Annotated in this window: 1 tRNA gene; it reads left to right on the top strand. The window is 47.1% G+C overall.

Annotated elements, in window-relative coordinates:
- Positions 1-120 precede the first annotated feature (120 nt).
- Positions 121-196: transfer RNA gene (locus C2M29_RS09240), tRNA-Glu, on the top strand.
- Positions 197-308: the final 112 nt, after the last annotated feature.

The raw sequence follows: 308 nt of genomic DNA, 5'->3' as shown, positions 1-308 counted from the left end.
TAAATAACCAGTCCTAGTGACAAAAGCATGTGTTTTTGTAATTAGGCCGCTCAGCCTCCTTGGCTCGGCAGTCGCACTTACAAAAATTCATCGAAGCAATGCTTCGAAATGCAACTTTTTGTCCCCTTCGTCTAGAGGCCTAGGACACCGCCCTTTCACGGCGGTAACAGGGGTTCGAATCCCCTAGGGGACGCCACTTAACTCGTATGGTAAGAGTTTAAATAACCAGTCCTAGTGACAAAAGCATGTGTTTTTGTAATTAGGCCGCTCAGCCTCGTTGGCTCGGCAGTCGCACTTACAAAAATTCA

This window comes from Pseudoalteromonas sp. T1lg48, assembly GCF_002964785.1.
Taxonomy (GTDB): domain Bacteria; phylum Pseudomonadota; class Gammaproteobacteria; order Enterobacterales; family Alteromonadaceae; genus Pseudoalteromonas.
Note: the sequence above shows the minus strand (reverse complement) of the source record. Positions and strands in the feature narration are given on the sequence as shown.